At 45.7% G+C, this 26,767-nt stretch carries 25 protein-coding genes and 1 tRNA gene; 18 read left to right on the forward strand and 8 right to left on the reverse strand.

What is annotated here, in order from left to right:
- Window positions 1-89 precede the first annotated feature (89 nt).
- Complete coding sequence (locus BEL04_RS01025) at window positions 90-1,313, forward strand: MFS transporter (RefSeq protein ID WP_065999242.1); 1,224 nt, start codon at window positions 90-92, stop codon at window positions 1,311-1,313.
- A 1-nt stretch (window position 1,314) separates the two neighbouring features.
- On the opposite strand, the gene BEL04_RS01030 is transcribed toward BEL04_RS01025, so the two are convergent.
- Window positions 1,315-1,686: a DoxX family membrane protein gene (locus BEL04_RS01030; protein ID WP_065999243.1), complete on the reverse strand. Its 372-nt coding sequence runs from the start codon at window positions 1,684-1,686 to the stop codon at window positions 1,315-1,317.
- A gap of 202 nt (window positions 1,687-1,888) precedes the next feature.
- Between BEL04_RS01030 and hemA the strand changes: the two genes are divergently transcribed.
- Together hemA and BEL04_RS01040 are read left to right on the forward strand one after the other, a co-directional pair.
- Window positions 1,889-3,118: a glutamyl-tRNA reductase gene (gene hemA, locus BEL04_RS01035; RefSeq protein WP_065999245.1), complete on the forward strand. Its 1,230-nt coding sequence runs from the start codon at window positions 1,889-1,891 to the stop codon at window positions 3,116-3,118.
- A 70-nt stretch (window positions 3,119-3,188) separates the two neighbouring features.
- The gene (locus BEL04_RS01040; protein ID WP_065999247.1) at window positions 3,189-4,019 is read left to right on the forward strand and encodes a hypothetical protein; all 831 of its coding nucleotides are present in this window, start codon (window positions 3,189-3,191) and stop codon (window positions 4,017-4,019) included.
- A gap of 8 nt (window positions 4,020-4,027) precedes the next feature.
- Here BEL04_RS01040 and BEL04_RS01045 read toward each other — a convergent pair whose 3' ends face one another.
- A complete protein-coding gene (locus tag BEL04_RS01045; protein WP_139112890.1) occupies window positions 4,028-4,636 on the reverse strand; it encodes a hypothetical protein in 609 nt (202 codons plus the stop codon).
- Between the two features lie 163 nt (window positions 4,637-4,799).
- Between BEL04_RS01045 and hemC the strand changes: the two genes are divergently transcribed.
- The 10 genes from hemC (at window position 4,800) to BEL04_RS01100 (ending at window position 15,959) form a co-directional block, all read left to right on the forward strand.
- Window positions 4,800-6,404, forward strand: a complete 1,605-nt coding sequence (gene hemC / locus BEL04_RS01050) for a hydroxymethylbilane synthase (RefSeq protein WP_065999252.1) — start codon at window positions 4,800-4,802, stop codon at window positions 6,402-6,404.
- Window positions 6,405-6,495: 91 nt separating this feature from the next.
- On the forward strand, window positions 6,496-7,467 hold the full coding sequence (gene hemB / locus BEL04_RS01055; RefSeq protein ID WP_065999253.1) for a porphobilinogen synthase: 972 nt from the start codon (window positions 6,496-6,498) through the stop codon (window positions 7,465-7,467).
- A gap of 91 nt (window positions 7,468-7,558) precedes the next feature.
- Window positions 7,559-8,929, forward strand: a complete 1,371-nt coding sequence (gene hemL / locus BEL04_RS01060) for a glutamate-1-semialdehyde 2,1-aminomutase (RefSeq protein ID WP_083227705.1) — start codon at window positions 7,559-7,561, stop codon at window positions 8,927-8,929.
- 3 nt (window positions 8,930-8,932) lie between these two features.
- Complete coding sequence (locus BEL04_RS01065; RefSeq protein WP_065999255.1) at window positions 8,933-9,802, forward strand: cell wall metabolism sensor histidine kinase WalK; 870 nt, start codon at window positions 8,933-8,935, stop codon at window positions 9,800-9,802.
- A 26-nt stretch (window positions 9,803-9,828) separates the two neighbouring features.
- Window positions 9,829-10,536 carry a response regulator transcription factor gene (locus BEL04_RS01070; RefSeq protein ID WP_065999257.1) on the forward strand — a complete coding sequence of 236 codons (708 nt, stop codon included), beginning with the start codon at window positions 9,829-9,831 and terminating at the stop codon, window positions 10,534-10,536.
- Window positions 10,537-10,539: 3 nt separating this feature from the next.
- Window positions 10,540-11,073, forward strand: coding sequence for a tetratricopeptide repeat protein (locus BEL04_RS01075; RefSeq protein ID WP_065999260.1), 534 nt, complete (start codon window positions 10,540-10,542; stop codon window positions 11,071-11,073).
- 18 nt (window positions 11,074-11,091) lie between these two features.
- Window positions 11,092-12,117, forward strand: coding sequence for a uroporphyrinogen decarboxylase (hemE, locus tag BEL04_RS01080; protein ID WP_065999262.1), 1,026 nt, complete (start codon window positions 11,092-11,094; stop codon window positions 12,115-12,117).
- A gap of 49 nt (window positions 12,118-12,166) precedes the next feature.
- Window positions 12,167-12,706: a protoporphyrinogen oxidase HemJ gene (hemJ, locus tag BEL04_RS01085; protein ID WP_083227706.1), complete on the forward strand. Its 540-nt coding sequence runs from the start codon at window positions 12,167-12,169 to the stop codon at window positions 12,704-12,706.
- Between the two features lie 504 nt (window positions 12,707-13,210).
- On the forward strand, window positions 13,211-14,581 hold the full coding sequence (gene mgtE, locus BEL04_RS01095) for a magnesium transporter (protein WP_065999267.1): 1,371 nt from the start codon (window positions 13,211-13,213) through the stop codon (window positions 14,579-14,581).
- A gap of 34 nt (window positions 14,582-14,615) precedes the next feature.
- The gene (locus BEL04_RS01100) at window positions 14,616-15,959 is read left to right on the forward strand and encodes a deoxyguanosinetriphosphate triphosphohydrolase (RefSeq protein WP_065999269.1); all 1,344 of its coding nucleotides are present in this window, start codon (window positions 14,616-14,618) and stop codon (window positions 15,957-15,959) included.
- Here BEL04_RS01100 and BEL04_RS01105 read toward each other — a convergent pair whose 3' ends face one another.
- The 3 genes from BEL04_RS01105 to BEL04_RS01115 form a co-directional block, all read right to left on the reverse strand.
- The gene (locus BEL04_RS01105) at window positions 15,960-16,415 is read right to left on the reverse strand and encodes a MarR family winged helix-turn-helix transcriptional regulator (RefSeq protein WP_083227707.1); all 456 of its coding nucleotides are present in this window, start codon (window positions 16,413-16,415) and stop codon (window positions 15,960-15,962) included.
- A 70-nt stretch (window positions 16,416-16,485) separates the two neighbouring features.
- The gene (locus tag BEL04_RS01110; RefSeq protein ID WP_065999274.1) at window positions 16,486-19,059 is read right to left on the reverse strand and encodes a DUF5686 and carboxypeptidase-like regulatory domain-containing protein; all 2,574 of its coding nucleotides are present in this window, start codon (window positions 19,057-19,059) and stop codon (window positions 16,486-16,488) included.
- 342 nt (window positions 19,060-19,401) lie between these two features.
- Window positions 19,402-19,647 carry a hypothetical protein gene (locus BEL04_RS01115; protein ID WP_139112892.1) on the reverse strand — a complete coding sequence of 82 codons (246 nt, stop codon included), beginning with the start codon at window positions 19,645-19,647 and terminating at the stop codon, window positions 19,402-19,404.
- A 143-nt stretch (window positions 19,648-19,790) separates the two neighbouring features.
- Here BEL04_RS01115 and BEL04_RS01120 point away from each other — a divergent pair, with 143 nt between their 5' ends.
- Window positions 19,791-20,171, forward strand: coding sequence for a VOC family protein (locus BEL04_RS01120; protein ID WP_065999277.1), 381 nt, complete (start codon window positions 19,791-19,793; stop codon window positions 20,169-20,171).
- Between the two features lie 52 nt (window positions 20,172-20,223).
- Here BEL04_RS01120 and BEL04_RS01125 read toward each other — a convergent pair whose 3' ends face one another.
- The 3 genes from BEL04_RS01125 to BEL04_RS01135 all read right to left on the reverse strand — a co-directional run bounded on the left by BEL04_RS01125 (window position 20,224) and on the right by BEL04_RS01135 (window position 21,941).
- The gene (locus BEL04_RS01125) at window positions 20,224-21,183 is read right to left on the reverse strand and encodes a heme-binding protein (RefSeq protein WP_065999279.1); all 960 of its coding nucleotides are present in this window, start codon (window positions 21,181-21,183) and stop codon (window positions 20,224-20,226) included.
- Window positions 21,184-21,524: 341 nt separating this feature from the next.
- Window positions 21,525-21,598, reverse strand: a tRNA-Pro gene (locus BEL04_RS01130).
- 151 nt (window positions 21,599-21,749) lie between these two features.
- Window positions 21,750-21,941, reverse strand: coding sequence for a hypothetical protein (locus BEL04_RS01135; RefSeq protein WP_065999282.1), 192 nt, complete (start codon window positions 21,939-21,941; stop codon window positions 21,750-21,752).
- Between the two features lie 190 nt (window positions 21,942-22,131).
- Between BEL04_RS01135 and BEL04_RS01140 the strand changes: the two genes are divergently transcribed.
- From BEL04_RS01140 to BEL04_RS01155, 4 genes are read left to right on the forward strand one after another with little or no spacing between them, the layout of a single operon-like run.
- The gene (locus tag BEL04_RS01140; protein ID WP_065999284.1) at window positions 22,132-24,189 is read left to right on the forward strand and encodes a BatA domain-containing protein; all 2,058 of its coding nucleotides are present in this window, start codon (window positions 22,132-22,134) and stop codon (window positions 24,187-24,189) included.
- Between the two features lie 26 nt (window positions 24,190-24,215).
- A complete protein-coding gene (locus tag BEL04_RS01145) occupies window positions 24,216-25,469 on the forward strand; it encodes a dihydroorotase family protein (RefSeq protein WP_065999286.1) in 1,254 nt (417 codons plus the stop codon).
- A gap of 4 nt (window positions 25,470-25,473) precedes the next feature.
- A complete protein-coding gene (locus BEL04_RS01150) occupies window positions 25,474-26,148 on the forward strand; it encodes a hypothetical protein (RefSeq protein WP_254659501.1) in 675 nt (224 codons plus the stop codon).
- A 7-nt stretch (window positions 26,149-26,155) separates the two neighbouring features.
- Entirely contained in the window at window positions 26,156-26,713 is a 558-nt protein-coding gene (locus BEL04_RS01155) for a DUF4199 domain-containing protein (RefSeq protein ID WP_065999291.1), read from the forward strand.
- Window positions 26,714-26,767: the final 54 nt, after the last annotated feature.

Genomic DNA, 26,767 nt, shown 5'->3' on the forward strand with positions numbered 1-26,767 from the left:
ATAAAGTTACAAACCTATTTCATTAAACCTCGGCCGATTAGTTGCATCAATATTTTATATTTACACCTTAAGTAAAACTGAAACATTAAATGACGTCCAATTCTCCCGGGCATAAATCCGTACATCCCGTTGCTTTTCTGTTTTTGATCATTCCATATGGTATTGTGAGTGGTTATGTAACGGTAACGCTGGGTTTTCTGTACTCAAAAGCAGGTATCTCATTAGATCACGTAGCCGCCCTGGCCGGTGCGAGCATTTTGCCTGCTATCGTCTCGTTTTTATGGGCGCCATTGGTGGATACTACGTTATCCGTGAAAAGATGGTACTTACTGGCGGCTGTTACCGCTGGTTTGGGTATCCTTGCCACAGGGTTATTACCCGTTAAAGAAGGCAGCCTGCCCCTTTTAATACCAGTTGTTATCTTAACCGCATTCGCTTCATCGTTTGTGAGCATTACCACCAATAGTATGATGGCTTATGATACGCCCGAAGATATGAAGGGCCGGGCTGGCGGCTACCTGCAGGCCGGTAATCTGGGCGGCGCCGGGCTGGGCGGAGGGGCCGGGTTGTTGCTCGCCCATCACCTGAAAGCCGGTTGGGTGCCCGGTACAATTGTCGGTTTGGCTTGTGTTGTCTGTTGCCTGGGCTTGTTTTTCGTAAAAGAGCCGCAGGTAACTATCCGAGCAGAAAAAATAGGCAGGTCGTTTATCAACCTGTTGAAGGACCTTTGGGCCATGATACGCTCGCGTGCCGGCTACCTGGCTTTGTTTTTATGCCTTTTACCCATAGGTACAGGTTCGGCCGCTAACCTTTGGGCGGCCGTTGCCAAGAGCTGGAATGCGAGCGCCGACGTAGTAGCTTTGGCTACCGGTTTAGCCAGCGGCGGCATTACAGCTTTGGGCTGTTTACTGGGCGGCTGGATATGCGATCGGATCGACCGTAAAACCGCTTATGTATTGTTCGGCTTGTTTGCCGGGGCATGCACCGTGAGCATGGCCCTTTCGCCGCATACCGAGGCAATGTATATTGTATGGACCTCAACTTATGCCATCAGTACAGGTTTGGCATACGCCGGCTATACCGCTTTTGTACTCGAAGCTATTGGCAAAGGTGCCGCCGGGACCAAAGTGAGCGTGTTTACGGCGTTATCCAACTCGCCTATTTACGCCATGACCATCGTTGAAGGCTGGGCCTATACCAAATGGGGCGCTAACGGTATGCTTTATACCGAAGCAATTGCCGGTGCTGTTGCTGTCGGCCTTTTCCTTGCTGTACAGGCGGCAGTCAGTCGTAAAAAAACTGTAGCCGCATAAATTATTTACTGCCCGTATACCACCATGCCCACCAGATGAGCAATCCCTGTAATGGCATACGTAGCCAGGCAATCAGCGGGGTAACTTTTATATCGCCCAACATCACAGGCGCACGCATCATCATATCGATATGTACGGGTAAAAAAGCAATCAGCATGGCAATTATTCCCCACGCAGCAAAGCATTGTGTAGCAGGGAATACGAGCATGACGCCGAAGGCGATTTCGAAAAATCCCGCAAGGGCATTAAGCAACCCTGGCGCCGGTAAATACGTAGGAATTATGTGGATGTAACTATTGGCACTGCGGAAGTGATTTAAGCCGGCAAGGATATAAAAAACGATAAGGATAATAAGACTGATTTTTTTGATCATTTTTTTTAAAATAACTACGCATAAACCGACATTTGAGATTTTGCTGATAAATATTGTTTAATAATGTGATATTCATCACAATATGGCCCAAAATAGCCCAAAACGCTAATTTATAAACGTTCTAAATTGAGTTTGTTTGACAAAGTGTTGACACTGCATCCATGTAAGCCTGTTACTTTTGTTGCGTCTTATACTAACTGAGTTGAAGTATTTAAAAATTATCGCCTTTACGCATAAACAGATCGAACTGAAAGAGCTGGGTAAACTGGTTATTTGCCAGGAAAATTTGACCGACAAACTTCAACAGGTTAAAGCCGAGTTTCAAATCCCCGAGATATTTTACCTGGCTACCTGTAACCGTGTGGCTTTTGTACTGGCTACCTCACAGGTAATAGACAAAGAATTCACAAAGAAATTTATCGACGCCCTGCAGATAGGTATCTGTAACCATTACATGGGCACCTTCCTCGATGGCGTTTCGATATACAGCGAGCAGGAAGCCCTGAACCATTTGCTGCGCACGTCGTGTTCGCTGGAGAGTTTGATTGTAGGTGAAAAGGAAATATTGGCGCAGGTGCGCAAAGCTTACGAGTGCTGTAAGGAGGCCGGGCTAACGGGCGATTACCTGCGCATGGTAATGGAGCGTGTGGTCAAAACAGCCAAAGAGGTTTATACCGATACCCATATATCGCGAAAGCCGATTTCGGTAGTCTCATTGGCCTACCGGAAACTGAAGGACCTGAAACTATGGTCGAACGCGCGGATCCTCATCATAGGCGCAGGCGAAACCAACCGCAACATCTCCAAATACCTCCAAAAGCATAAATTTTCAAATTTCTCGGTTTTTAACCGAACCCTGTCAAAAGCGCAGGAACTGGCGGCCGATCTCGGCGGCGAGGCGTTTGACCTTGACGAACTGAAAAACTATAACAAAGGTTTTGATGTGATCATTACCTGTACATCGGCCACACAGCCTATCATTACGCCCGAATTGTACAAAACGCTGCTCAACGGCGAAACCGGTAAAAAAACAATTCTCGACCTGGCTATACCCAACGACACCGATCCGGCAGTTTTAGAGCAGTTCCCGGTGCATTTTATCGAAGTGCACTCGCTGAACGAACTGGCAAAAAATAACCTGCAGGAGCGCTACCAGGAACTGGTACATGCCGAGCGCATCATCGAAGAAAATATCAAAGAGTTTATCCCCCTGTTGAAACAGCGCCGCATCGAAGTAGCTATGCGCGAGGTACCGCAAAAGATCAAGGAAATCCGCCATAAGGCGCTAAATTCGGTTTTTGCCGATGAGGTGCAAACACTCGACCAGCAATCGCGCGAGGTGCTCGAAAAGATCATGGACTACATGGAGAAAAAGTACATCAGCGTGCCCATGGTGATGGCCAAAGAGATCTTTGTGAACGCCGAGAAGTAAGGTTTTAGCCTTCTATTTTAATCAGCGACTTCCAGGTATAGTTTACGATGTATATATTAGTATATCTGATATGCCAGTACCTGAAAATGTAACTGTAGACGATGCATTGCGTCGTGGGCGTAAAATTATTGTTATCCCTCAAAAGGTGCTTTACATTGTTTTGGTGACCATGATATTTATTGAGGGATTGCTGTCCTGGTGGGAAAAAGGGTTGGTAATATTCTTGATTGCATTTTTTGTGCCGCAGCTTTACTGGTGCATTGTGGTAACACACTGGAAACTCTGGGCTTTTGATAAAGTACGCAACATCCACGAATTGGAAGAGCGTGCCATTATGTACGGGATGTTAAGTAGAAAAGGAAGCTTTTTTGAGAAATTAGAAATCCGTACACCTGCCCAGCAAAGAAAGTTGAACATGCTTCAGGCTAAATTTGACCAACCGGATATTTTTATCGCTGATACATCAATCCCCGAAGAGACCATTATCCGTTACGACCGAAGGAAAGAATTAGTAAAAATAGTATTGTTTACAAGTTTGTTTTTAGGAGCAATCACTTTAGGGATTGTAAAGGTTGGCGTTATACCAAGTATGGTTGTATCTGTAATTCCGCTCTTCTTTATTATTAAACATTGTTTGGTATTTCAAGACCGGGATGCACAGATATTATTAAATGCTCGCGGTATCCAAACGTCGGGCGGTGTAGGTTTTTACACCTGGGATTATATATCGGATATAGCCATCACATCACAGGGTTTTCCAGCTATTTATACTTTGAATTATAAATGTCCTGCAGGACAATGGGAGATAGACGTCAATAATTTAAACACAAATAAAAATCGGCTATTAAAATTGATAAGTGAATACAGGAGTCGGTTTAATGACGGAAATGTAATTAAATAAACCTACACTTAAGCCTCTGCCAATTCTTCTTCCTGCTCCATCTCGTTTTTTACCATCATGCGCCGGTAAAGATCAAGCAATAATATCATAATCAGCACAGTAAAAGCCATGGTGTTGGTGCCGATGTTCTCGCTATCGGCCGATCCGGTATAGGTAAATTGGCTCCGGTGGGCCTGGAACCATTGCGTGGTATACAGATAGCCGTAGTACGCAGCAAGTTTAGCCGCCAGGAAAAACACCACCACATACCTGGCCACAGCATATTTGCGCCGGCTGAAAATATTGTGCTCATCGATATGATGGATGTAGAAAACCACCAATATATACACCACGATGGTAAGCAGTTTGCTCAAAAAATTCTGGTTGTTGAACACCAGCATCAGGTAATCGGCTGCCGAGTTAACGTTAACACGGATATAATCCACATCCTGGTGCCGGAGCAAAACCGTATTGTTTTGCTGATGGGTCTTAAAATCTACTTCTTCGTGTATAGGCGAAGCTTTTAAAGCGATGTTGGGATAATGGCTTTTGAGCAGTGCAGCCGTTTGTATACCTATGCTGCAAATAAAATAAAGCTGGATAAGATAAATGGTTACTTTTTTTGAGGTAAGCTGCATAATATAATAAGGCTTTATATCCAATAATAATCAATCAGAATCAATTAAGCAAAACAGTACTCTGATAAAATAAATTTTTAGGTCAGGCGAGCATCACATTGCAACAAAAATTGTACTTAAACGTATTTAACAATTACATTTGCGATAAATAGAAATTATCCCTTTGGACAGAAAACTGGTTATTGGTACGCGCGGCAGTGAGCTTGCTTTATGGCAGGCAAATTTTGTTAAAGATGAGCTGGCTAAAAATAATATTGAGGCCGAACTCAAGATCATAAAAACGCAGGGCGACCGTATCTTAAATTTAAGCTTTGATAAACTGGAGGGCAAAGGTTTCTTTACCAAAGAACTGGAAGAAGAACTGCTGGCCGGAACTATCGACCTTGCTGTTCACTCGCATAAAGACCTGCCTACCGAAAACCCGCCGGGCCTGATGATCGCGGCGGTATCCGAAAGGGAAGACCCATCCGAACTATTGCTGATCCTGAAAGATTGTGTCGATGTGCATCAAAAGCTTTCGGTAAAGTATGGCGGCATTGTAGGTACTTCCTCCAATCGCCGTAAGGCACAATTGCTGGCCCTGAGGCCCGATCTGGAGATCGAGGACCTGCGCGGCAACGTACCTACGCGTATTAATAAGCTGCGCAATGAGCAGTATGATGCCATCATGATCGCTAAGGCCGGCGTATCGCGCCTGGGCCTGGATCTTGACGAATTTTACGTAGAGACCTTATACCCGACCGAACTGGTGCCCGCGCCTGCGCAAGGTGTGCTGGCGATACAGATCCGCGAAAGCGATGCCGAACTATTTGAGTTTTTACAGGTACTGCACCATCCGGATGTGGCCGAAGAACTGGCTGTTGAGCGGCGCATGCTGCAATTGTTTGGTGGTGGTTGCCATTTGCCTTTGGGCTGTTATTGCCGCAAACACGATGGAAAGTACCAGGTATTTACCTCGAAGGCCGATGAAGGCGACGAGTTCCCTGACAGGTTATTTTTAGAAGAAGATACTACAGAGGGCCTGCCCGAAAAAATAGCTTCGTATTTTAGCAAAGACCGGCAGTTTTTCAAATCGGTTTTTATATCCCGCGATCTGTCTGAACATAGCTATTTCCGCAAGGCGATCGAGAAGTTAGGAATGGAGGTCGACGCGCGTTCGCTGATACGAACGGTACCGGTGATCACCACGCTCGATCCGTATATCCTGAGAGACATCGACTGGATATTTTTCACCAGTAAAAATGCCGTGGAGTATTTCTTCGATCTGAAACCGTTGTTCCCGAAAAAGGTAAAATTCGGGGTAATGGGCAGCGGATCAGAAGATACCTTGCGCCGCAACGGGCATTTTGCCGATTATACAGGCGAAGGCGTAGATACTGCCGATGTGGCCAGCGATTTTGCGCAACTGGCAAACGGCACCACGGTGCTTTTCCCGGGAGCCGAAAACCCCATGCGCAGCATACACCAGGGCTTGTCGGCCGATACAAAGATCATCGACCTGCCGGTGTACGAAACTGTGTTGAAAGATGATGTGGAGGCCTCGGGAGCAGATATACTGGTATTTACCAGCCCATCCAACGTTGATGCTTATTTTGTCGAAAACCTGTTGGAGCCAAATCAAAAGGTTGTGGCCATAGGCAAATCAACCGGTAAAAAGTTTGATGAAATGGGTGTGAAATACGTTTTACCATTCTCGCCCGATGAGGTGGGATTGGCAGAGGCAGTGTTTGGGATTGGTCCGGTACCACCAATAATAGAAACAAAATAAGGAGTCCATAGTCCATGGTCGATAGATCATAGACTTTTTTATACGTAAAATAAACCATGGTCTATCGACTATCGACCATGGACTAAAGCATATGTTACAACGACCACGAAGAAACCGCAAAAGTGAAGTAATACGCCAGATGGTGCAGGAAACGCATATTAGCCCTGCTAATCTGATCTTCCCGCTGTTTATTGTTGAAGGCAAAAACGTAAAGACCGAAGTGGCATCGATGCCCGGTATTTACCGTCATTCGATAGACAACCTGCTGCGCGAAGTGGAAGCTTGTGCCAGGCTGGGTTTAATGTCGTTCGACCTGTTCCCGAACATCGAGGAATCGTTAAAAGATAAATATGCGACCGAAAGCTACCGCAACGAAAGTTTATACCTGCGCGCCATCCGCGAAGTAAAAAAAAACTTTCCGGAAGTTTGCGTAATTACTGACGTGGCGATGGACCCGTACAGCAGCGATGGCCACGACGGTTTGGTGGAGAACGGCGAGATACTGAACGATGAAACGCTCGGGATTTTAGCTAAGATGGCCCTGGCGCACGCACAGGCCGGCGCCGATATCGTAGCCCCGTCGGATATGATGGATGGCAGGGTAGGCTACATACGCAACGCGCTGGATGAGAACAAGTTCACCAATGTGTCTATCATGTCGTACACGGCGAAATATGCCAGCGCTTTTTATGGCCCGTTCCGCGATGCGCTGGATTCGGCGCCGAAGTTCGGCGATAAAAAATCGTACCAGATGAACCCGGCCAATCAGCGTGAAGCGCTGATAGAAGCCAACCTTGACGAAAGCGAAGGCGCCGACTTTTTAATGGTAAAACCGGCTTTGGTTTACCTGGATGTAATTAAATTATTAAAAGATAATACCGAATTGCCGGTAGCGGCGTATAACGTAAGCGGCGAATATGCCATGTTGAAAGCCGCAGCACAACGCGGCTGGCTAAATGAGCAACGCAGCACCATGGAAGTGCTGATGAGCATCCGTCGTGCAGGTGCAACGGCGATACTAACGTATCACGCTAAAGAGGTGTTGGAGAAAGGGTGGCTGTAAGCCCCACCCAACCCTCCCCGGTAGGGAGGGCTTTAAAAAAAACTAAATAAATAAAAGTCTCCCCTACCGGGGGAGATTTAGAGGGGGCCGAATGTTCGATTCAATAAAGAAAATATTTTCGGGTAATGAGGGCGACCTGCCGGTGAGCACCGTGGGCAAGCCGGATATCAGCAGGGAAAAATCTGCCGAATTGTATGAGAAAGCTAAAACCTATTTCCCGGGTGGGGTAAACTCGCCGGTGCGGGCTTTCAAATCGGTTTATGGTACGCCGCTGTTCATCAAAAAAGGTGATGGCTGCCACATCTGGGATGAAGACGACAACCAGTTTATCGATTTTTGCTGTTCGTGGGGGCCGCTCATCCTGGGGCATAACCACACCAAAGTCCGCGAAAGCGTGATAGAAACCATGCAGAGCGGCGTGTCGTTCGGTGCGCCTACTGCTTTGGAGAACGAACTGGCCGAACTCATCCTGAAAAACAACAAATACGTTGAAAAACTGCGCTTTGTAAGCTCGGGTACCGAAGCCGTCATGTCGGCTATCCGCGTAGCCCGCGGTTATACCAAACGCGATAAGATCATTAAGTTCGAAGGCTGCTATCACGGCCACACCGATGCGCTGCTGGTAAAGGCAGGCTCTGGTTTGGTGACTTTCGGCGAAACTTCGTCGGCCGGTGTGCCTAAGGGTTTTGTTAATGAGACGATCGTCATCTCACTCAATGATCGCGAAGCATTAAAAACAGCTTTTGCCGAATTTAAAGATCAGATCGCCGCGGTGATCATCGAGCCAATACCTGCCAATAACGGTTTGCTTTTGCAGGACAAAGAATATCTGCAATTTTTACGCGATATCTGTACCCAAAATGGCACTTTATTGATATTCGACGAGGTGATCTCCGGCTTCCGCATAGGTTTTGAGGGTGCGGCAGGTTATTACCAGATCAAGCCGGATATGGTTACTTATGGTAAAATCATCGGCGGCGGTTTGCCGGTAGGCTGTTACGGCGCATCGAAAGAGATCATGGCGCATGTATCGCCTGATGGCGGCGTTTACCAGGGCGGTACCTTATCAGGTAACCCTGTGGCTATGTCGGCCGGTATTGCGCAGTTGACCGAGCTGGCGCGTATGGGCTTTTACCGCGATCTCAATGGCAAAACAGAGGAGTTTGTCCAATCCATCCAGCGCTTCGCTACAGCACGAAACTATAAGTTTAAAGTATTCTATATCGGATCGATCTTCTGGTTCGCGTTTACCGACCAGGAAGCCGTGCGTAAAGCCGAAGAGATCGACCCGGCAAGCATGGAGAAATTTAAAGTAATGCACCGTGAGTTATTGAACCGTGGGGTATATCTCGGTCCGTCGGGTTATGAGGTTGGTTTTATCTCATCCGCCCATAACAAAGTGGAGTTGGAGAAAGCTAAAAGAGCTATATTTGAGAGTTTAGACGTTGTATTCGGTAAATAAACCATGAAAAGGCCTTTTGTAATTTTTTATGTACTGATCACCTACGCCCTCGCCCAGTTGTTTTGGTGGGGGATTATGCTTGTTCCGGCAAAGCCGCACAAGCTGGGTATGATCTGCGGTGAACTATCGGTTTTTGTGTTCATCCTTATCCTCGGAGCTATCAGCCTGCACCGGTCCATCAATAAAGAAATACAACTGCGCCAACGACAAAAAAACTTTTTACTGTCGGTAACGCACGAACTTAAATCGCCGCTGGCATCCATCAAATTGTTTTTACAGACGATGCAAAAGCGTGATCTGACCCCGGCTCAGCGTATAAACTTCCTCGATAAATGTCTGCAGGATATCGAGCGCCTCGACGACCTCGTTGAAAACATGCTGATGGCAACCAAAATCGACGGGCAGACTTATACTTTCCCGAAAGAGAAAGTAAACCTGTCGTTACTGGTGGATGGCGTGGTAAATCGCCTGCAGATCAACAAGTGCGATAATACACAGCAGATCATCAATGCCGAGATCGAGCCGCAGGTGGAGATCATGGGCGATAAGTTCACTTTGACATCGGTGGTAAACAATTTGATAGAGAACGCCGTTAAATACTCTGCGCCATGCGAAACCGTAGACGTAAAGCTGTTTCACAAGGGCGATGAAGTACATTTAACCGTAGCCGACCAGGGTATTGGCATTGCCGACAGCGAAAAGGCGCACATATTTGATAAATTTTACCGGGTAGGCAACGAAGATACCCGTAATACCAAAGGCACCGGGCTGGGCCTGTTTATAGTAAAACAGGTTTTAGATAAGCACGAGGCCACTATTCACGTCCGCGACAACCGGCCTAAGGGCAGTGTTTTTGAGGTTGTTTTCGGATGAAATTTTAACATTTAAACCTTAGCGACATGCAAAACAAAAAACGCATTTTACTGGCCGAAGACGAAGAACATTTGCTGGAAGCCATCAAATTGAACCTCGAACTGGAGGGGTATAAAGTATCAACAGCAACCAACGGCAAAAAAGCGCTGCAAATATTTAAGGAAGAGCGCTTTAACCTGGTAATACTGGACGTGATGATGCCCGAGATCGACGGATTTGTGGTTGCCGAAACCATCCGCCTGGAAAACTCGGAGGTGCCGATTATGTTTTTGACCGCGAAGAATACCAATGAGGATAAAATTGCCGGTTTGAAAAAAGGCGCAGACGATTATCTCACCAAACCCTTTAACCTGGAAGAATTGATCCTGCGCGTTAATAACCTGGTAAAACGCAGCTTAAAAGGCGACGATCTGAAAGAGTTTAACAGCTACAAAATAGGTGATAAAACCATTCACTTCAATTCGTTCGAACTGGTGAACGCCGATGGCAGCATCACGCCACTAACCAAAAAAGAGACCATGCTGCTGAAACTGCTGATCGAACGCCGTAACGATGCCGTATCGCGCGAGCAGATATTGGAAACCGTGTGGAACTATGACGTTTACCCATCAACCCGTACCATCGATAATTTTATACTTACCTTCCGTAAGTATTTCGAACCTGATCCTAAAAACCCGGTTTATTTCCATTCGATACGGGGCGTAGGTTATAAGTTTACCGATAATCAGCATTAATTAATGTTCACCAACCAGGCACGTTTGGCAGTATTGGGTTTGTTTGGCCTGCTGGTTGCTTTTTTTGCATATCAGCACAACTATCAGCTGGTATGTGTTGTATTGTTGCTGATGCTGCTTATTGTGTGGGACTATTTTAAGAGCGGTACCGTTATCCTGGCTGCTAAACTGTATCACGTGAAAGATTACGAGAAAGCAGAATCGCTGCTCCATCAGGTGTATAACCCGCTCTGGCTGAGCCGTAACCGGCGCGGTTTTTACGAGTTTATGCTTGGCGGCATTTGCCTGAAGCGTAATGATTACGATGAAGCCGAAAAGCATTACGAGATAGCAGCGCAATTCCCGCTGCGGAATAATAACGACCATGTGGCTGCACTGGCGCATGTGGCCAATATCAACATCCGCAAGGCCAATTATGAAAAGGCCGAAGCTTACCTGAAGCTGGCCACGCGCGATGAAGAGAAGATAGGCAGCAAGATGAAGGAAGTGATACAGAAGCTGCAAAAAGAATTACAAACCCGCAAAGCAAATGCATAGCTTTGCGCCAAATTTTATATGAAGGATTCGTTATTTATAAAAGCCGCATTTTCTGAAAAAACCGAACGCCCGCCTGTATGGATGATGCGCCAGGCAGGCCGGTTTATGAAAGAATACTGGGATATCAAAAACAAGTATTCGTTCCTGGAAATGTGCAAAACGCCCGAACTGGCTGCTGACGTGACCATGTTACCTGTGGATTTGCTGGGTATTGATGCCGCGATATTATTTTCGGACATACTGGTTACCGGCGAGGCTATGGGCGGCGATTTAAGTTTCACGGCCAACGTTGGCCCTAAATTTGCCAATCCGGTGCGTACACAAAAGGATGTGGACGGCCTGCAAACAGAAGTAGGGGATAAGCTGCAATATGTTGCCGATGCCATTAAGGTAATACAGCAGCGTTTAAATGGCTCTATACCTTTAATCGGCTTTGCAGGTGCGCCTTTTACAGTAATGAGTTACCTGGTTGAGGGCGGCTCATCGAAAGATTTCAAACTGACCAAACTGATGCTGCACAACGAGCCCGAACTGGCTCATCAGTTGTTGAGCAAGATAGCTGCCGTTACTGCCGACTATCTTAACCTACAGATTGCAGCCGGCGTTAATGCGGTCCAGATATTCGATAGTTGGGCACAGGCTTTGGCCTGGGACGATTATAAGGAGTTTTCGCACAAGTATATTGCCCAGATCATCAGTAAACTAAATCGCAAGGATATCCCGGTGATATCGTTCTGCAAAGGCAGTTCGGTTTTCGCGCCGCTGATGGCCGAAGCCAAACCGGATGTGATCTCGATCGACTGGAACGCTGACCTGCTGGATATCAAAAAACGTTTGCCGCAGGGCATAGCCGTACAGGGCAACCTCGACCCGCATATTTTATATGCCGATAAAAAGGTGATTAAAGATCGCATCCATAAACTATTCGAGCGTATGCGCGGCGAGAACGGCTTTATTTTTAACCTGGGGCATGGCATAATGCCGGATATCCCGTTCGATAATGTGAAATATGCGGTGGAGGTGATAAAAGAGTACAAATATTAAGTGGCGTGCCGTAACCGGTGAAATCAATCTAAAATCAGTGTAATCCCAAGTGCAATATTACGACTATATCAAAGCAATTCATATCATCTTCGTGGTAAGCTGGATGGCCGGGCTTTTTTATATCGTGCGCCTGTTCATCTACCATACCGAAGCGCAGGATAAACCCGAAGATGAACGCCGCATACTCTCGGCCCAGTTCGAGATCATGGAGCGCAAGCTGATGAACATCATCACCACGCCGGCCATGTTGCTGACGGTGATCGCCGGTATTACGATGGTGATCATCAACCCGTACCTGCTGCAAATGCACTGGCTGCAGGTAAAATTAGGTTTTGTGATCGGCCTGATCGGGTACCACCATATCTGCCAGAGCAAAATGAAACAGATGCGCAACGGCATCTATAAATGGACGTCGACCCAACTCCGCATCTGGAACGAGGTGGCCACCATCTTCCTGTTCGCTATCGTATTCCTCGCCGTTTTAAAAGATGCCGTAAACTGGATATACGGTATGCTGGCCCTGATTCTGTTTACGATGATCATCATGTCGGCCGTAAAGATTTATAAATATTACAGGCTTAAAAAGTAAGCCAGAACTTGAACTTTCTGACAGAATTGCGTATATTGTTAGGATAGCGCGAGGCTAAATCAATGATTGAATGATTGATTTTTGAATGATTGAATAGATTATAGTTCAAAAAATTTCTTACAATTTCCCCCCTGCTGTTTAATGATTGAAGATTGAATGATTGATTTGGGAAACGGGAGTTCTGCGTTAAGAATGGGAGCGCCTGCCTGCCGGCAGGCAGGGATACCGGCCGCGCGATGGGTTGTGGGCCGGCTGTGGTTAATGCCTGAAGGCGTATGAGCGTACAGCCTGACCCGCAGGGGAACGCCCACAGTAATGATTGAATAAATAAGATAATGGCCCGAAAATTTCTTACAATATCCCCCCTGCTCAAATAAAGGAACAAGGATCCCTGCACATTTATTCATCTGCGTATTTGCACATTATTTCCTTCCTATCTCCAAAAAATAAACCGACTTTTGCGCACGGTAAACAAAAGGATTAACTATGTAAACAAAACGGCTTATGGAAGAAATGGTTGAACAAATTGAACTGTTGCTGGAGCAGAACGATCACGAACAGCTCCGCGAACACCTGAACAACCTCAATATATCGGATGTTGAAGCACTGATAGACGAACTTCCTGATTACGGCCCGCTGTTTATTGAAACTCTGTCGCCTAACCGGGCGGTAAACGTATTCCGCATCCTTGATTTCCCGAAGCAGGAGCGTATCATCAAAAAGCTGTCCGGCGCCAAGATTGCCGAGTTGATCAACCTGCTCCCGCCCGATGACCGTACTGCATTTTTTGCCGAGTTACATGGCGATGCTGTAAAGGCGCTGATTTTACACTTACCTGCTGCCGATAGGAGAGAAGCTTTGACTTTATTGGGCTACGACGAAGATAGCGTTGGCCGTTTAATGACGCCCGATTATATCACAGTTAAAAAGACCTGGAATATGAACCGTGTGCTGGAGCATTTGCGCAAATACGGTAAAAACTCCGAAACCATCGATGTGTTGTATGTGATCGACACCAACGGGGTTTTGGTAGATGACATCCGTATACGCGAAGTATTATTGGCCGACCCGGAGACCAAGGTAAGCGAACTGATGGATAACCGGCTTATCGCGCTCAATGTGAACGACCCGCAGCAGGAAGCGATCAACGTATTCAGGATGAATAACCGCACCGCCTTACCTGTTACCGATGATGAGAACATCCTGCTGGGTATCGTTACCGTCGACGATATTTTGTGGATAGCCAACGAAGAATATACCGAGGACATCCAGAAAATAGGTGGTACCGAAGCGCTCGATGAACCTTATATGGATATGCCGCTGTTTAAGCTGGTAAAAAAACGTGTAGGCTGGCTGGTCATCCTGTTTTTGGGAGAGATGCTTACCGCTACCGCAATGGGGTTCTTTGAACGGGAAATGGCCAAAGCCATAGTCTTGGCTTTGTTTGTGCCATTGATCATTTCGAGTGGCGGCAACAGCGGTTCGCAGGCCTCAACGCTCATTATACAGGCCATGGCCCTGGGTGAGGTAACTGTAGGCGACTGGTGGCGGGTAATGCGTCGTGAAATCCTTTCGGGGCTGTTATTAGGTTTAACGCTTGGTATCATTGGCTTCTTCCGCATTTTTGTTTGGACGTTCTTTTCTCACATTTACGGCCCGCACTGGATACTGGTTGGCTTTACTGTTGGTGTGGCATTAATAGGTGTGGTGCTTTGGGGATCGTTAGCCGGTTCGATGTTGCCGTTGCTGCTCAAAAAATTGGGCGCCGACCCGGCCACATCATCTGCTCCGTTTGTAGCCACTTTAGTGGATGTAACCGGCCTTATCATTTATTTTACCATCGCCGTTATCATTATGCAGGGCGTGTTGCTGTAAGGTCTAATCATAAAAGTATTATATATTTGGCGGTATGGATTGGTACAAACTGCTTTCGGCAAAACGCTGGGGATACGAGCACAGATATGTAGAGAACCCCGAAGACGCCCGCTCCGAGTTTCAGCGCGATTACGACCGGATCATCTTCTCATCGCCCTTTCGCCGTCTGCAGAATAAAACACAGGTTTTTCCGCTACCGGGCAGCGTATTTGTACATAACCGCCTTACCCACAGTTTAGAGGTGGCCAGTGTTGGCCGCTCACTGGGGCGTATCCATTATAACAAGCACCGTAAGCTCGATAAAAACATCGATGATAAATATCCTTTGCTTAGCGAGATAGGGGATATCGCAGCTGCGGCTTGTTTGGCGCACGATCTGGGTAACCCCGCGTTCGGGCATTCGGGCGAATCGGCCATATCGCATTATTTTACCGATGGGGCAGGCAAGGTTTATGAGGACAAGGTAAGTGCACAGCAATGGCGCGACCTTACCAATTTTGAAGGTAATGCCAACGCGTTGCGCATCCTGACGCATTCATACAATGGCAAGGGTGCAGGTAGTTTTGCATTGACCTATTCTACTATTGCAGCAATTGCCAAATACCCCTGTTCATCGCTTGCTGGGCACGATAAAAATAAAATATACACCAAGAAATACGGCTTTTTTGAATCGGAACAAGCAGGTTTTGAAAAGATAGCTGCCGGATTGGGTATGATCCGGATGCAGCAGGACCCTTTGATCTATCAGCGGCACCCGCTGGTTTACCTGGTTGAGGCCGCAGATGACATCTGTTATAACATCATCGACCTGGAAGATGCACATCGGCTCAAAATACTAAGTTACAAAGAGGTTGAGGAATTGCTGTTGCCACTATGCGATGACCCGAAAATGCCGGCCAGGCTGGAAGCTATCGATGATACTGATGCCAAAGTAGGTTACCTGCGGGCGAGGGCTATCAATACCTTAGTCAAACAATGCTCCGATCTTTTCTTTAAACAGGAAGAAGCTATCCTTGGCGGGAATTTTAATGCTGCGCTGATCGATCATATTGATGAACCTTTCCGTTCGGTAATGAAGGATATCGCAAAAGTATCCGTAAAAAAGATATACAACTATAGTTCGGTGGTACAGATTGAAGTTGCCGGTTATAAAATAATGGGCGGTTTACTGGAAGAGTTTATCCCGGCTTATCTGCAAAACAAAAGCGGGTATCATAAAAAGCTGGTAAACTTAATCCCGAAACAATTTCTAACTAACGGGCAGGATGATTACAGCCGGATACTAACCGTCCTCGATTTCGTATCCGGCATGACCGATCTGTACGCTGTGGAATTGTTCCGTAAGATCAAAGGTATCTCGTTCCCGTCGATGAGTTGATCAGTTCAGCTTCACCTTAGCCTGTTCTTCGTGAAAGTCGATCATCTTTTGCATGGCATCCATGGCAATGTTGTAGTTTTTGATGCCCAAAACCTTCATGTACTGGCCTTCCATCTCCATTACCTGGGCCTTGATGTGTGTGCGTAGCTGTTTGCCTTCGTCTGTCAAAAATATCGTCGATGAGCGGGCGTCGCTGGCGCATTTTTCCGTACGTACCAGCTTTTGCTCTTCCAGATCTTTGATCACCTTGCTGGCGGCCTGTTTGCTCACATTGAGCTTTGCGGCCAGTTTGCTGTTAGATATGCCCTCATCGCCAATGCTGAAAAGCAGCGGCAGGTGCGAATTATTAAAATCGGCGCAATCGCCATGGCAAAGCCTGCTGAACAGCCAGTCGTCCGACAGTTTTTTCAGCACATACAGCATCTTGCACAACACCCTCGATTCATCCATTGCCATAATTACTTTGTTAATAGATTATTGTTCACTAATATAGTCAACCCGGTTAACAATTTAAATTAAATAATTGTTAAAACTCTATCAATACCCTGGCCCTGATACCCCATTGGGATGCATCCGGGTGGTCGAGGTAGCTTAAGCGTTTAACTACATCAAGCCTTAACAGTTTAAATATGTTTTCGACACCGGCGCTTGCTTCCATATATGGGCCATTAGCGAGCGCATAAGTGGTTGGTACACCATACCTGTTAACCGGGAATTTAAGCAGGGTAGGATCGTTTACCGGGTTGTTCTCGGGACGGACGCCGCCCCATAACGATTTAAAGGAGATCACTTCGCGCAGTTTCAGTTCCTTCAGCACCGGCACTTTGTTAAATATAAAGCCGTTAAAATGGTGATCCACATTTACGCTGGCATAATGGTCGCTCACAAACTCCAGGTAGTTCATCATGTTGTACGAATCCAGTTGCAGGGCATAACTCTGGTTAGCATGGCCGATGTTAAGTAACGGGAAAGGCACCTTGCCGAAAACATAACCTCCTTCGGCATCAACATCGGTAAAGCCTAATTGCGATACATAAAAACGTTTGTAGATGTGGCCGGTCACGTTTTCGTATTTATAATCGCCTTTTAAAAAGTCTTTGATACCTTGCTGGTAACGCAGGGTAAATACCGGGTACTTATCGGGGATAGGTGTGCGGTATATCTTACCCTGATAAAACTTCTCATGCGGCGCATAACGCAGTTCGGCAGATAGCTCGGTGCTTTGCAATGTGTTCACAATATTTTTGCTGGTTACCGGTGTTTCGATGCCGGTTTGATAAAGCAGTTCGCCGGCAGGGGCCTGGTTCCAGGTTTGCAGTTCAAATTTGTAGGAGAAATGGTTCAGGTACTCATGCACGTAATCAATCCTGAACACATCATTATAGAGATATTTGTTGTTTTCGCCGCGTTTAAAAGTCATTAAAAAGTTGTCCTCCTGCACAAACTGCGATTCAAGGCCAGGTATCTTCACATCGTGCTGTACACTGGCGCGCAAATAATTTTGCGGGAACGAATAGATCGATTTGTTATTCAACGAATACGTGCCGCTTAAAAAGTATTTAAATTTATCATCCTTAAAACCATAAGCGCCGTAGGTTTCTAAGTAGTAACGCTTGCTCAACTCGGGTGTGGTACGGCCACCTAAACGTAGCCTGAAACCCTCAACAGGGTTGTAGTTGTAGAAAGTATTCACCGGCCCCATCTCAAACGGACCGAAGTTTTTGTAACCTGCAATAAACAGGGTCACCAGATCCATCGTACGTTTAAACGAAGGTATAGTCTGCAGGCTATCGATGTTCTTATAAACGTTTGCATATTGGGCCTTCAGCGTATCAGGGCGGTTGGCTTTCCAAAATTCGTCGCCTTTATCGGTAGCGTTAAAGGCAATCATCTGCGCAGGGCCATTATAGGTTTCGGGCATGCGTGGCTGGTTGGCTACAAAGTTGTTCATGATCACCACGCGCTCACCATAAATGCCGCCGCCTTTATTCTTGTTCAGGCCGAAATCTATCTTCAAATCGCTTTGGCTCAGACGATACTTCCCGCCATCTGTTTTTTCGAAAGCCAGGGTGCTCTGCATCTTCCGTACAAAGTTGAGGTTGATGTTTTTGTTTACGCTCAACAGCGCTTTTTGCACGGCGTAGTTACCATCCTGGGTAATGTATATCTTACCCTCAAAAAGCATATCGGTAGTGTTGCGTGGGGTGAAGCTCAGCTCGATCAGGTTCGGAACGACATCCTTAATGGTATCGGTAATAAAAAATTTATAGAATGTCGGTGCCGCATCGGCAATTGGGCTGAGCAATTGGTTGTTGAGTAAATCGATGTTATTGTCATAAATATCGATATCCATGTACATCCGGTTAAAATAGGTTTGCAAGCCATCGTTGTCTACAAAGCGCTCATCATATTTAACCTGTTTGTGTGCCTGTATCACCTGTTTTTTGGTAAAGGGCGACTTGCGGAAGTAATTGTCCGAAAGTTTCTCCTCCATATAAATAGGCAGCAGGTTTTTGCCGCCTATCGCGTCCGAATCCTGTTCGGAAAACAAAAACTGGTAGTTCTTGAATATCTTTTTGTTCTTGAATTTTTCCGACAAGTCGCTCAGCGAGATATTGATCCTCTCGTATTGCTGATACTCGGCATAATCGAAGTTCTCTAACCTGTTCTCGTCCTTATGGGCAATCACCTTACGGATCAGTTCAACAGCCGGGTTGTTACGGTTGGTATACCTGGTTTTTTTGCCCGATTTTACAGCAACTTCCTGTAAGATGTGCCTGTCTTCGGCAAGCGTTATGTTCACCGTTTGAGCCTGGCCGGGAATAATGGTTTTCACCACGGTGGTATAGCCGATGAAAGATACTTTGATCTTGGTGTAGTTGCCATTGCCCACCAGGTGGTAGTGGCCAGTGTTATCGGCGCTGTTGCCTATTGTCGTCCCGTCGAACACAACAGTTACCGCTGGCATGGTCTCGTGGGTACGGGCATCGGTAATTACGCCTTTAACTATGGTTTGCTGTGCCATGGCAACGGATGCCGATAGCACCAGCAGCAGTAAGGCGATGGTTTTATTAATGATATGAGTAAAGGTAGTTTTCATGATTGTTATTATTGTTGAGGTTTCCCTCTGTAAGTTTGTTTGTATTACCTGGTAAACAGGTGGTTTAATATTGTGCCTTGCTTTTAACTGGTTGATTATTAGTTGTTTGATCGGTTTGTCTAAAATGTTATTGATGATATTTCGCTAATTAACTTTCGGTATGGCGATAAATCGCGGCCAGGTGCTCCGAGGCTGAAAACGACCGTTCGCTACCAATTCTGTTAATGTTGCTGCTGTGGTTAAAAGTTTTCATCATATTTTATATAGTAACACGGAATTAGATGTAAACCCTGATCGGCAATTACAAAAAATAAGCTTGCCTGTCGTTTCCTGACTTTTAAATTACTTAATGGTGTTCCTGGCATATGCCATATATTTGCCGATAGTATCCTTTGCGGCTACAACAAACCCGGTTACACTCAGCAGTAAAAATTCCATCTCAGCTTCCGATAAAACATTGTCCCTGAAAGCCTGTTGCAATACACCGAAAAGGTAATGCCCCAGCCTGCTCCAATGCAGATCAACGTGGGGTAAATGTTTGCTAACATTAGTAAGTACAGGTATATAGGTAACTATCGCTTTCATCATCTTCTTGAAATAACAATGCAAAGGTAAACCAAGTTGACTAATTTCGTCAACCTGGTTTACTATAATTTACTACTTTTACCTGCCTGTGACAGAGCGGTCATATTTTTAAGCAAAATTTGTTGACAAGCACATCAAGCTATCATATGAAACTAAATTTGAATCAGATCACCATATCCGTCAGCAATGTTGAGCGGTCTATTGCATTTTACGAGCAGTTTGGCCTTAAACTGATTGTCAAGGCCTTGCCTCACTATGCCAGGTTTGAATGTTTGAGTGGTGATTCAACTTTCTCACTGCATTATAGTAATGACAGGGTTGATGGAGCGACATGGATCTATTTCGAGACCGAGACCCTGGATGAAGATGCAAGTGCACTTATGGAGAAAGGAGTAGTTTTTGAAACCGGGCCGACCGACCAGGAATGGCTATGGCGCGAGGCAAGGCTTAAAGACCCCGACGGCAACCAGCTTATTTTATATTATGCAGGTAAAAACAGAAAAGACCCGCCATGGAAAGTAAAGTAAACCATATACCGGCGGATAAGGTTCAGATTCACCGGTATATGGTTTAACCAGATCAACGAGCCCTGATCAGGGTATTTACAGTAATATGTGGCCATACTATTGGCAGTGATAACCCGGCAGGCGGAAACACCAGGTTGATGGTTTGGGTGTATTGCAGCAGCTCTTTTTCTGTTCCGCCTTCTATCTCTTCGACCCAAAATATTGCTTTCATCGAAGTCGCGCTTACATTATTAGAGATGAATGGGATATTAAGAATCCCACCGTCGGTATTCGCGGCGCGTGTATCCATTTCGAAAGTCGTCATGCTGGTGATTTTACCTGCAGGGCCTACCACGCTCTCGAGGGTTGATGTAAGGAAGGTGTTAGGGTTTACCTGGTTAAAAATACCCGGGAACTGTGAGTTGGGAGTGATTTGCTGTACATAATCTAACAGGGACACATGCGAACCATCAAGATTGGTTGGGATGGCCGACGCCGCCGGGATAAAACCGGTACCGGGGTTATCTTGCCCTGATGACGCGCCCAGGGCCAGTAATGCATTGCCGTGCGGTATGGTAGCCAGCCGGGCAATGTTGTAACCGCCGTTGGGGGTGCCTAAAAGTAATATCAGCCCGGTTTCGGCGTGGATAGGAGTGCCGGCAATAAAGCCCCGGGTCGAACTAAACGCATCTGCCGGGCAGGCGCTGATAATTTCCTGCTCGTACATTAAGCCATAGATGTTTTGATCTATCTGGTTTCCGTCGATCACCGGTCCGCGGTTACCCGCCTGTATCACAGCCGGCGAAAAGGTGAGGTTCTCGGTGTAAGGTATCACCTCGTAGGTGAAATCGGGCACGCCCGGGCCCGGTACCGAAATCACGTTCCAGCCACTGGCAATAAGGCCTTGATTTTTCGGAACAAGTCCCTGCCATTTTCCAATCAGTTTTCTTAACGGACCGATGTCCACACTTTTTGCTTCGGCCGGAGTAAGTATCCGGGCCCCGGTTAAGGGGTGGTTTAATTTTTGAGTCATGATAATTTGAGTTTTAGGTTGCAGTATTTTTTAGATATAGCCAAAATAAATATATTTATTTACAAATGAAATAAATACCATGTTATGCTAATCTTAAATAACAATAATGAATGTTGTTGGATTGTTAATTAATTATGAATGATTGAGATGGCTCATGCTTGAGTAGCTAAAACGCCTGTTGGACAGGATATTAAATATTATTGGATGTGGCAATATCTCAAATAGATCCGAATATGAAAGTTATTAGATTTATTGGGATATTCTTGTTAGTGCAAATCAGTTTGTTGCAGCCAAAACAAAAAAAGCCCCGACTTTCGTCAGAGCTCTTTGTTTTTCCGGTGTCGGGATGGCAGGATTCGAACCTGCGGCCTCCACATCCCAAATGTGGCGCGATACCGGGCTACGCTACATCCCGTTTGGGGTTGCAAAAGTAGTGATAAAAACTGCTTTTGCAACATAAAAATAAAAAAATATCGCTTTAAAAATCCTGCTTATGATAATTGAATTGATTTACAGTGGGTTATTTTGTTTGAAAAGTTTAAGCCTGGCGTCAGGCTTTTGCATTATCAACCCTGACCGGGTTTTTTATTAATGCGGTTCCATTCGTTCAGGTTGATCAGGGTTCCGGTAACAACATTGTCGCATTCTTCGTTCGGGCACATTACCGAAAACATATTTCTTAGTTGAGTTACTACGGGACGGGCGCCGCACTTTATGCAGTTTTCGCAATATACGTTAGGTTGGATAACAAAAGCCATACAAGCAAATAGATATATGGTAATAGTTTACTTAATTATTGGGGATGATTATTTGTATACTCAGCACAAATAACGTGATTTCGGCATTGTTTTGCAAAAAAACAGCTGCACAGAACGATACAAAAACCGATAGTAATGATTTGGTTGCAATACCGTTTTTGTTAGTAAAATATCTATATTTGGTTAGCCTATGCAATTTATATATCCTGCATTCCTGTTTGCGCTGTTATCGCTGGCTATCCCTTTGATTATACACCTGTTTCATTTCAGGCGCTATCAAAAGGTGTACTTCTCCAATGTTCAGTTTCTCAAAAATATTCAGCAAAAGCAATCATCGCGCAAAAACCTTAAACGCCGGCTCATCCTGGCGTCGCGTATACTGGCGTTGGCTTTTCTGATACTGGGTTTTGCAAAGTTGTATATACCGTCGTCGCGCAGTGTAAACCTCGATAAGCAGCATGTGGTTAGCATTTTTATCGATAATTCGTACTCGATGGAAACCGTTAACCGCGAAGGCAGCCTGCTCGACGAAGCCCGGCGGCGTGCAAAGGAGATAGCTGCAGGATACGGCTTAAATGATCGGTTTCAATTGCTCACACAGGAGTTTGAGGGCCGCCAGCAACGCCTGTTAAGCAGGGATGAGTTTACCGATGAAGTTGATAAAATAAAGATAAGCCCACAAAGCCGTAACCTCGAACAGATCATCCAACGGCAACAAAGTTTGTTAAGCACCCAGGGTAATGCCTTGAGGGATGTTTACATCTTGTCTGACTTCCAGAAAAACCTGCTTGCCGGCCATCCGGTAAAAACAGATAGCAGTATATCAGTCAGCCTGATCAAGTTGAAGGCTAATTCGCTGCCTAACGTTACGGTTGATTCGGTTTGGTTATTGAGCGCGGTGCACCGTGCCGGCGAAAGCGAGAAACTGGTAGTGCGCCTGCATAACTATGCTGATGAAAAAGCCGAAAAAATTCCGTTAAAGTTAATGGTTAACAACATACAAAAGGCTTTAGGCAGTTTTACCATTGATGCGCGGAGTGTACAAAATGACACACTGACTTTCTCGGGCTTGCAGGAAGGCTGGCAAAACTCCGAGATACAATTGCAGGATAACCCGGTGAATTTCGACAATGAGTTTTATTTTGCATTCAAAGTACAGCAACAAATGCCTTTACTGCTGATAGATGGCGGGCAACCGAATAAATATTTAAGCGCTGTTTTTAATGCCGACTCCTTTTTTAAACCAACCTGGGCGCATAACGGCAATGTGGATTATACGGGCTTATTAAACTACCCCTTTGTAGTGTTAACTGATGTAAAGGCTGTTTCTACCGGATTGGCACAGCAGCTAAAAATCTACGTTAGCAAAGGCGGCACCCTGGCAGTCTTTCCGGCCGATGGAGCCGACTTGTCGACCTACCAGGCTTTGTTATTGCCCATGGGTGTTAACGCCCCGGAGGCTTTAGTAACCGAAAAAAATAAAGTAGTTGCTCTGAACGTCCAAAGTAAGGTGTTTAAAAATACATTTGAGCAGTTGCCGCAAAATCCCGACCTGCCGCTTGTCAATAAATATTATCGTTTGGGCAGTAAGGCCTTCGGCGCATCCGAAAGCCTGCTCGAACTACCGGGCCATCAGCCTTTTTTTGTAAATTATAGCAGCGGTAAAGGTAAGGTATACCTGTCGGCCGTGCCCTTGGCCGACGATTACAGCAATCTGCCGCATCACGCACTTTTTGTACCGCTCATGTTCAGGATGGCCCTGTTGAGCGGTCGAGATCAGCCCTTATACTACACTATTGGTCAGGACGAAAGTGTAGAAACATCGCCTGTGCAGGCATCAGATAAACAATTAGTTAAACTGGTAAAAGGGCAGCAAACTATTCTTCCGGATGTGAGGCAACAGGAGGGTAGCACAGTGCTTTACTTCTCCGACCAGGTAAATCAGCCTGGCAATTACCAGTTAAAGAGTCAGGATACGGTAACGGCCTGTATTGCTTTTAATAATAACCGTAGTGAGAGCGATCTGACTTACCTGGATGATAACACTTTAAAAACGGAGATACCGGGTGTGCGGACAACCGTATTTCAGGCAGGCCCGCAATCGTTAAAAGATACTGTAGCAAAAGCAAATATGGGCTTAGAATTATGGAAACTTTGTATAATTTTGAGCCTGATTTGCCTGGCAGCCGAAATATTGCTGATCAGGTTTTATCAACCGGATAAACCCGATGTAACTATACCTGCCTGATCTTTACATTATAAAGCACCGATCAAATGAATTTGCTCATCAAATCTGCTACCATTACCGATCCAAATTCACCACACCACCGTCAAACTGCCGATATCCTGATCAGGAATGGCCTGATTGCCGATATCGCTGCAGACATTCAGGCTGATGCCGAAATTTTTGATGCTGCGGGAAAACATGTTGCTCCCGGTTTTTTTGATCTGAACTGTAATATCGGCGAACTGGGCCTCGAAACTAAGGAGGACTTGCAAACGGGCACTAAGGCTGCTGCTGCCGGTGGCTTTACCGGCCTGGCCCTGATGCCCAACACCAATCCGCCTGTGCATTCCAAATCTGAAGTCGAGTTTATACTCAATAAAGCTAAAGGCAACCTGGTTGATATTTATCCTTTAGGCACTATATCACATAAAAGTGAAGGTAAAGATCTGGCCGAGATGTTCGATATGCATCAAAGCGGCGCCAAAGCCTTTACCGATGGGCGGTACCCCGTTCAGGACGCAGGTTTGATGGAGCGCGCCTTATTATACGCCCAGGGTTTTGATGGTTTGGTGTTTTCGTATCCCGAAGATAGGGCCATCGCCGGAAAGGCTAAAGTGCACGAAGGAGATGTTAGCACTATTCTGGGGATGAAAGGCATCCCGGCATTGGCCGAAGAACTGATGATAGCCCGCGACCTGTACCTGGTTGGCTACACCGGTTCAAAAATACATTTCAGCACGGTGTCTACGCGCCAGTCAGTCGAGCTGATACGCCAGGCCAAACAAAAAGGACTAAACGTTACCTGCGATGTTGCTGCACATCACCTCGTGCTAACGCACGAAGCGCTGATGGGTTTCGACTCGCATTATAAGGTAAAACCGCCCCTGCGCACGGCAGACGATGTAAAGGCCCTGATTGAAGGTTTGGAGGATGGCACTATCGACGCTATTGTATCACAGCATACACCGCATGAAGTTGAATTTAAAGCGGTAGAATTTGAAGTGGCCGAATATGGTATGATTGCCTTGCAAACCGTTTTGCCGCTGGTATTACGGGCCGGCTTAGCGGTTGATGTACTGGTGAACAAACTGGCCATAGCCCCACGCCGGATTTTGGGCGTGGATGCAGCCGTTATCGAAAAAGATAAGCCGGCTAACCTGGTTGTTTTTGATACCAAGCAGCAGTGGAACTTCACTAAACAGAATAATCTTTCCAAATCGTATAATTCCCCATTTATCGATGAGCAATTAACAGGTAGGGTAACACTCGCCTGCAATAATAAACAGGTATTTAAACCATAAACTTATGATGGACGCCAGGATACAATTAGCTGTTCAAAACGCCATCGGCGTATTTTTGCAGGGCAAGGGTCTTAACGAAAAAGCAATCACCGACGAACTGGTAAAAGTATTCTCGGCCGATGAGGATTACCTCGATAAGGTTGATATGCTTGATGCCGTATTTGATGAGAACCCGCAGTTGGAAGATCTGCGCGAGGTTTTCTTTGATATGCTGCTGATGAATTTTTTTAGCGCCGATGTAAAAAAACTGGAAGAGGATTATCTCGATTCGCCCGAATGGGCAAAGATAGAGGATGACACGCTTGACCGGGGTACGGAGCTTTTGAACGTGCTGCTTTATATTAACGAATGCCACGACGAAGACATTGTACCCGAACTGGGCGACTTCCTGAAAGAGTTTTTATTGGTCGACGAAGACGAGTTCCAGGACGAATACCGCATCTACGAACCCGTGATCGAAAACCAGATATTAATGGAGAGTACCATTGAAGAGATTGCGAAGGTTGCCCGCGATGTGGATGAGGAATCGGAGCTGAAAGAGCTGTTTTACCCGTTAATGTGTTTCTTTTACGATATTAACCCATCTGCCGACACCAAAAAGCTTATAGCACAAAATGCTGTGAATAACGACTTTGATATGGCAATATTGAGTATATTAGATACCTTTAACCAATCATAAAAACATTATGGAAATCAAACCCGCACCCAATCCTACCAAGGTAGCAACCAAATGGGCTGTTATCAGTTTACTAATCGCTATAGTGATCACCTATGCGATACAGTTCGCAAACCTTGATATAAACAGCCCGATAAAATACATAGGATATATACCGTTTTTGGCCTGTTTGTTTCTGACTCAGAAAGAATTTCGCGATGAACTGGGAGGTTACATTACTTTTAATCAGGGCTTCTCTGCCGGGTTCAGGTATGCTGTTTTTAACGGATTATTAATGGCGGTGTTTACCTATGTGTATATTACAATATTGAGTCCTGAATACTTCGAAAAATCGTTAGAGAAGTTACCTGCCTTATGGGCACAGCAAGGTATGTCGCAGGAACAAATTGATAAGGCGATGGAAATGACTAAAAAATATTCAGGCATTGGCGGTGCGTTTTTTATTGCCATTGGTTATGCTATTTTAGGCGCCATTGTTAGCTTAATTGGTGCAGCGATATTTAAGAAAGAAAAATCAGCGGCACAAATAGCCGATGAGTTGGATAACGCTGCCGATCCGACTGTGTAAAAGTGAGATATAAACAAACAAAAAAGGGCATTGTGGATTACACAATGCCCTTTT

Origin of the sequence: Mucilaginibacter sp. PPCGB 2223 (genome assembly GCF_001705515.1) — a bacterium.
Taxonomy (GTDB): Bacteria; Bacteroidota; Bacteroidia; order Sphingobacteriales; family Sphingobacteriaceae; genus Mucilaginibacter.

Excerpts from the sequence above, each read along its gene's own strand:
- BEL04_RS01025 (WP_065999242.1), top strand. The coding sequence starts at position 90 with ATGACGTCCAATTCTCCCGGGCATAAATCCGTACATCCCGTTGCTTTT.
- BEL04_RS01030 (WP_065999243.1), bottom strand. The coding sequence starts at position 1,686 with ATGATCAAAAAAATCAGTCTTATTATCCTTATCGTTTTTTATATCCTT.
- BEL04_RS01040 (WP_065999247.1), top strand. The coding sequence starts at position 3,189 with ATGCCAGTACCTGAAAATGTAACTGTAGACGATGCATTGCGTCGTGGG.
- BEL04_RS01045 (WP_139112890.1), bottom strand. The coding sequence starts at position 4,636 with ATGCAGCTTACCTCAAAAAAAGTAACCATTTATCTTATCCAGCTTTAT.
- hemB (WP_065999253.1), top strand. The coding sequence starts at position 6,496 with ATGTTACAACGACCACGAAGAAACCGCAAAAGTGAAGTAATACGCCAG.
- hemL (WP_083227705.1), top strand. The coding sequence starts at position 7,559 with ATGTTCGATTCAATAAAGAAAATATTTTCGGGTAATGAGGGCGACCTG.
- BEL04_RS01065 (WP_065999255.1), top strand. The coding sequence starts at position 8,933 with ATGAAAAGGCCTTTTGTAATTTTTTATGTACTGATCACCTACGCCCTC.
- BEL04_RS01070 (WP_065999257.1), top strand. The coding sequence starts at position 9,829 with ATGCAAAACAAAAAACGCATTTTACTGGCCGAAGACGAAGAACATTTG.
- BEL04_RS01075 (WP_065999260.1), top strand. The coding sequence starts at position 10,540 with ATGTTCACCAACCAGGCACGTTTGGCAGTATTGGGTTTGTTTGGCCTG.
- hemE (WP_065999262.1), top strand. The coding sequence starts at position 11,092 with ATGAAGGATTCGTTATTTATAAAAGCCGCATTTTCTGAAAAAACCGAA.
- mgtE (WP_065999267.1), top strand. The coding sequence starts at position 13,211 with ATGGAAGAAATGGTTGAACAAATTGAACTGTTGCTGGAGCAGAACGAT.
- BEL04_RS01100 (WP_065999269.1), top strand. The coding sequence starts at position 14,616 with ATGGATTGGTACAAACTGCTTTCGGCAAAACGCTGGGGATACGAGCAC.
- BEL04_RS01105 (WP_083227707.1), bottom strand. The coding sequence starts at position 16,415 with ATGGCAATGGATGAATCGAGGGTGTTGTGCAAGATGCTGTATGTGCTG.
- BEL04_RS01110 (WP_065999274.1), bottom strand. The coding sequence starts at position 19,059 with ATGAAAACTACCTTTACTCATATCATTAATAAAACCATCGCCTTACTG.
- BEL04_RS01115 (WP_139112892.1), bottom strand. The coding sequence starts at position 19,647 with ATGATGAAAGCGATAGTTACCTATATACCTGTACTTACTAATGTTAGC.
- BEL04_RS01120 (WP_065999277.1), top strand. The coding sequence starts at position 19,791 with ATGAAACTAAATTTGAATCAGATCACCATATCCGTCAGCAATGTTGAG.
- BEL04_RS01125 (WP_065999279.1), bottom strand. The coding sequence starts at position 21,183 with ATGACTCAAAAATTAAACCACCCCTTAACCGGGGCCCGGATACTTACT.
- BEL04_RS01135 (WP_065999282.1), bottom strand. The coding sequence starts at position 21,941 with ATGGCTTTTGTTATCCAACCTAACGTATATTGCGAAAACTGCATAAAG.
- BEL04_RS01140 (WP_065999284.1), top strand. The coding sequence starts at position 22,132 with ATGCAATTTATATATCCTGCATTCCTGTTTGCGCTGTTATCGCTGGCT.
- BEL04_RS01145 (WP_065999286.1), top strand. The coding sequence starts at position 24,216 with ATGAATTTGCTCATCAAATCTGCTACCATTACCGATCCAAATTCACCA.
- BEL04_RS01150 (WP_254659501.1), top strand. The coding sequence starts at position 25,474 with ATGATGGACGCCAGGATACAATTAGCTGTTCAAAACGCCATCGGCGTA.
- BEL04_RS01155 (WP_065999291.1), top strand. The coding sequence starts at position 26,156 with ATGGAAATCAAACCCGCACCCAATCCTACCAAGGTAGCAACCAAATGG.